This is a genomic window from uncultured Acetatifactor sp. (genome assembly GCF_948601915.1).
Classification (GTDB): domain Bacteria; phylum Bacillota; class Clostridia; order Lachnospirales; family Lachnospiraceae; genus Acetatifactor.
Genome location: NZ_CAPDXS010000055.1, coordinates 24,555 through 29,541 on the forward strand (window position 1 = coordinate 24,555; position 4,987 = coordinate 29,541).

Annotated in this window: 5 protein-coding genes; 3 read left to right on the plus strand and 2 right to left on the minus strand. The window is 56.9% G+C overall.

Going from position 1 to position 4,987, the window contains the following annotated elements:
• Positions 1–918 (minus strand): transglycosylase domain-containing protein (locus Q2B33_RS11245; protein ID WP_300914002.1); only part of this gene is annotated, 918 nt, incomplete at its 3' end.
• A gap of 201 nt (positions 919–1,119) precedes the next feature.
• On the opposite strand from Q2B33_RS11245, the gene Q2B33_RS11250 reads away from it, so the two are divergent.
• From Q2B33_RS11250 to Q2B33_RS11260, 3 genes are all read left to right on the plus strand, one after another.
• Entirely contained in the window at positions 1,120–1,770 is a 651-nt protein-coding gene (locus Q2B33_RS11250) for a YigZ family protein (RefSeq protein ID WP_300565747.1), read from the plus strand.
• A 158-nt stretch (positions 1,771–1,928) separates the two neighbouring features.
• Positions 1,929–3,278 (plus strand): magnesium transporter, encoded by a 1,350-nt coding sequence (mgtE, locus tag Q2B33_RS11255; RefSeq protein ID WP_300565745.1) that lies wholly within the window; start codon positions 1,929–1,931, stop codon positions 3,276–3,278.
• A gap of 232 nt (positions 3,279–3,510) precedes the next feature.
• Complete coding sequence (locus Q2B33_RS11260; RefSeq protein WP_289767604.1) at positions 3,511–4,311, plus strand: response regulator transcription factor; 801 nt, start codon at positions 3,511–3,513, stop codon at positions 4,309–4,311.
• A gap of 147 nt (positions 4,312–4,458) precedes the next feature.
• On the opposite strand, the gene Q2B33_RS11265 is transcribed toward Q2B33_RS11260, so the two are convergent.
• The coding region (locus Q2B33_RS11265) for an ATP-binding cassette domain-containing protein (protein WP_300823270.1) at positions 4,459–4,987 on the minus strand (529 nt) is incomplete at its 5' end.

Below are 4,987 nucleotides of genomic sequence, written 5' to 3' on the forward strand. Positions count from 1 at the left end.
GGTGTTGACGGCGGTCTGGACATCCAGGTCGTGGAGCTCGATGCGATTATATACCGCCTCCGTATCCGCGATGGCCTCCTCGTATTCCGCATCCGTGATGAACTCCAGCTCCAGCATGTTGTTCAGGCAATCCAGCCGGCGCTTGGCATTTGACTCAGGGAAGCGGATGGGATCCAGGCCGGTGGGGTTCTGGGTGATGGAGGCGATGACGGCGCATTCCGACAGGGTAAGGTCGCTGCAGGATTTGCCGAAGTACCGCTGGGAAGCGGACTCCACGCCCAGGGTGTTCTGCCCCAGGTTGATGGCGTTCATATAGCGCAGCAGCACCTCCTCCTTGGTGAACCGCTCGGAGATGGCCAGGGCCAGGTACTGCTCCTGGAACTTTCGCTTGAACATCTTAATCATGTTCCCGTTTTCCTCGGTCCATGTGGTGAAGATGGTGTTCTTCAGAAGCTGCTGGGTGATGGTGCTGGCACCTTCCTTTGTCTTGCCCATGGACTGTATGAAGTGTACGGCCGAGCGGACAATTCCCTCGAAATCCACGCCATTGTGCTTGTAGAAGCGCTTGTCCTCCAGAGCCACGAAAGCATCTCCCAGATGCTTGGGGATGAGGTCCATGCTGTTGATCTGGATCCGGTTGGAGTTCATGCTGACATACTGGTCGATTTCGTTGCCCTCGCAGTCGTACACGATGGTAGCCTCCCCCGTGGCCACCACATCGCTTAAGTGGATCTGCGGCGTGGAGGCCAGGATGCCCTTGTAGGCGCCCAGCCCGGCGCAGACGGCGCAGATTACGATGCCGATGACGGAGGCCAGGGCAAGCTTCACCAGGGTCAGTATGAGCTTGCGCCCCAGTTTTGTTGTCTTAGAGTTAAGTGCCCTCTGCTTGGCGCGGACACCTCTTTTTCCATAGTTCATTTGATTCGCCTTTCTGCTGATACGTTTTGGAAGGGATGGTTGCGTATTCGCATATTTAATACATTATACCAAAAAGTATTATGTAAATAAAGGATTTCTTTTTCTTCTTAATAATTGTTTCACATTTTAGACATATTATGCTATTCTATATGGAAGAAAGGCATAATGACAGAAAAATCAGACGGGAAACGGGGAAGATATATGGAAAGTGGAAGAGAGGGCTCCTACCGCGTGCTGTTATCAGGCGGAGAGGGAGAGTATGTGGAGAAGAAATCCCGCTTCATCGCCACGCTTCGGGCATGTGAGAGCGAGGAGGAGGCAGTCCGCTTCATCGAAGAGATGAAGAAGAAATACTGGGACGCCAGGCACAACTGCTCCGCCTTCGTGATAGGCGGCAGGGCGGAGCTGACTCGCTGCAGCGACGACGGGGAGCCGTCCGGGACGGCGGGGCGGCCCATGCTGGAGGTGCTGACGGGGGAGGGGATCCGCAACGCGGCGGTGGTGGTCACCAGGTATTTCGGCGGCGTGCTGCTGGGCACCGGGGGCCTGGTCAGGGCCTACACCCAGGCCGTGAAGGAGGGCCTGCGGAACTGCCAGGTGGGCAGGATGCGCCCGGGCTATGAGGCTGTGGCGGAAGCGGACTACGGCGACATAGGCAAGGTGCAGTACCTGCTGAGGGAAAGAGGCATAGAGCCCCTGTCCGCGGAATACGGGCAGAATGTGGCCCTGCGGCTGCATATTCCTGCGGAGGCGCTGGGCATACTGAAGAAGGAGCTGGCGGACGCCACCAGCGGGCGGGTGGGTCTGGAGGGAATAAAAGAGATTTATTACATTGACAAAGAGGCGTTCTGACGTTAAAATGGGAATGTCAGAGACGTATCGCGGATTCTGATGAATACAGCATTTCGAAAGGTGGTGGTTTTGGATGAAGAGTACGAAAATAAGCAGCGACAACCCTCTTCCTGGTCGAAGTTGCCGGACAATTCTAAAACCACATAAGGAGAAATGCTATGGAGAGAAGAATCGAATTAGAGGAACTTAAGGAGTTCCTTACCGCCAGGAAGTATACGAATATCCGTCAATTCCTTGTCGAGCTCAACGAGGCGGACATCGCGTTCCTGATGGAGGAGCTGGAGGACGAGGAGAGGCTGAAGGTGTACCGCATCCTGCCGAAGGACCTGGCGGCGGACGTGTTCTCCTATCTGGAGTTCGACAGCCAGGAGGCCATCATCACCTCCCTGTCCGACAGGGAGGCCGGCAGCGTCATCGACAACCTGATGGCGGACGATGCCGCGGATTTCCTGGAGGAGATGCCCGCCAATGTGGTGGAGCGGCTGCTGGCCAATGCCAATCCGGAGACCCGCCAGGCCGTGAACCAGCTTCTGCGCTACCCGGAGGATTCCGCGGGGAGCATCATGACGGTGGAGTACGTGTCCCTGAAGGAGAGTCTGACGGTGGATCAGGCCATCGAGCGAATCCGGGCCGTGGGTCTGGACAGCGAGACCATCAATATCTGCTATGTGCTGGATGCCAGGAGGCAGTTGGTGGGCACTGTGGCGCTGCGGTATCTCCTGCTGAGCCGGGGGGACGAGCGGATCGCGGACATCATGCACGAGAACGTGATCTCCATCCACACCCTCATGGATCAGGAGCAGGTGGCGGAGCAGTTCAAGAAATACGACTTCATCGCCATGCCGGTGGTGGACAACGAGAACCGCCTGGTGGGCATCATCACGGTTGACGACATCGTTGACATCATGGAAGAAGAGACCACGGAGGACATGGAGAAGATGGCGGCCATCGTGCCCAGCGACAAGCCCTACATGCGGACCACCGTGGGAGAGACATATAAGAAAAGGATTCCCTGGCTGCTGCTGCTGATGGTGTCGGCCACCTTTACGGGGGCGATCATCGCTTCCTTTGAGGACGCGTTGAGCGTATGCGCGGTGCTGACAGTCTTCATTCCCATGTTGATGGACACAGGGGGAAATGCGGGCGGCCAGGCCAGCGTGACCATTATCCGCGGGCTTTCCCTGGGGGAGATTACTTATCGCGACGTGCCCAAGGTGGTGTGGAAAGAAATCAGGGTGGCCATTCTCTGCGGCGGGACGCTGGCGGCGGCGAATTTCGCCAAGCTGATGCTCTTCGACCGGGTGGGGCTGTGGGTGGCGCTTACGGTGTGCCTGACTCTGGTGGCGGCGGTGCTGATGGCTATGGTGGTGGGCTGTCTGCTGCCCATAGGAGCCAAGCGGATTGGATTCGACCCGGCCGTGATGGCCAGCCCGTTCATTACAACAATCGTGGACGCTTTATCGTTGCTGGTATATTTCCGGTTCGCCGCTATGCTGCTGGGGATTTGAGGAATCGGATGAGCGCCGGCAAGTTCCTGAGGGTAGTGTCCGGAGCGGGAGAGGCTGATAAATAGCGGAACGACGGGGGTGGTAGAAGGATACCACCCCCTTTTTCGAGGGGTGGTACGGGAAATCATCTTGCAAAATGCAGGGCGCTTTCGGTAAAATGAGGGTATCTGCCAATGTCCGGGTGCTGGCGGGGCAGACGCGGAACTGGAATAAGAGGAAAGGTGGGAGCGAGATGAAAAATTTTAGGGAGAAAAAATTTCTGAAGAAATTAGGGAAGGTACTGGGATGCAGATGGTTATGGTCGGCGCTGGGGATTGCCTGGATTCTGTACTTAGGTCTGGCGATATATGGAGGGCCCCGCAGAGTGTGGAAAATTATCCGCTATTGCGACGTATGGGTTCCTATGCTCCAGCTTTGTATCATTGTACTGATTCTGTACCAGGCCGGAATGGTGAAGGATTTCTTCCGGGGATTTGCAAGAGCCTTTGCCAGGAAAGGGAAGGGATGCTCCAGGATGGAGCTGCGGAGGTCTGTGGAGGCGGTCCGGTGTGTGGAGAAGGCGGCTGTGGTAGCCTGTATCATCACATTCCTGATGAATATTATGGATATGCTCGCCGACGGGTTTTCCGCAAACATGCTGGGAAATGCGGATATGTTTGTCACGGTAGTCTCTCTCCTTACGGTAATGATGAGCGGCGACATCCTGTTTACGGCGGTTCTCATTCTTCTGCTGATGCCTGTGAAGTTCAGGCTGGAGCGGATGCTGATCTCCTACATGGAGGAGCCCCAGGACAGCGAGGCGGAACGGGCGGAGGCGGACGGCCAGAGAGTGTACTTTGGGCTCAGGGCCATGGGGCTTACGGACAGGGAGTCGGAGGTGGCCAGGCTGGCGGCAGGCGGCATGAGCAACCGGGAGATCGGAAAGGAGCTGTACATCGCGGAGGGGACTGTGAAGAAGCATATGACCCATATCCTGGAGAAGGCGGGGTGCGCGGACAGGGAGGCTCTGGCGGTGCAGGTCAGGAAGCTGTAGGGTTAGGATGAAGACAAATGCATAGTGGTATTTCCCGTAAAGAAAGCAGCCGGAATGGGGATGGAATCCCGGTTCCGGCTGCAGCTTTTATGTGATTAATGCTATATGGGGCCAGGCGCGGACATCGAGCAAAGATTACTCGGAAATTCATGCACCGGTGTACTGGGCGGTCTCGAACTTCAGGGGCATCTGACCCTGTCCCCCCGCAGCCTCCTGGGTCAGGAAATCATACTGGGACATATACAGCTCATAGTAAGCGCCCTCCTGGGCCACCAGCTCCTCGTGGGTGCCACGCTCCAGGATGCCGCCCTTATCGACGTACATGATACAGTCGGCATTCTTGATGGTGGACAGCCTGTGGGCGATGATGAAGGAGGTGCGGCCCTTTAGCAGCTCGTTCAGGCCCTTCTGCAGCAGGATTTCCGTCTCCGTGTCGATGCTGGAGGTGGCCTCGTCCAGAATCAGTATCTTCGGGTCGGCCAGCAGCGCCCTGGCGAAGGAGATTAGCTGTCTCTGGCCCGCGGAGAGCCTGCTTCCCCGCTCGTTCACCTCGGTGTAGTAGCCGTTCTCCATCTGGGAGATGAAGTCATGGGCGCATACGGTCTTGGCGGCGGCTATGACCTCATCGTCCGTGGCATCCAGCTTGCCGTAGCGGATATTGTCCATGATGGTGCCG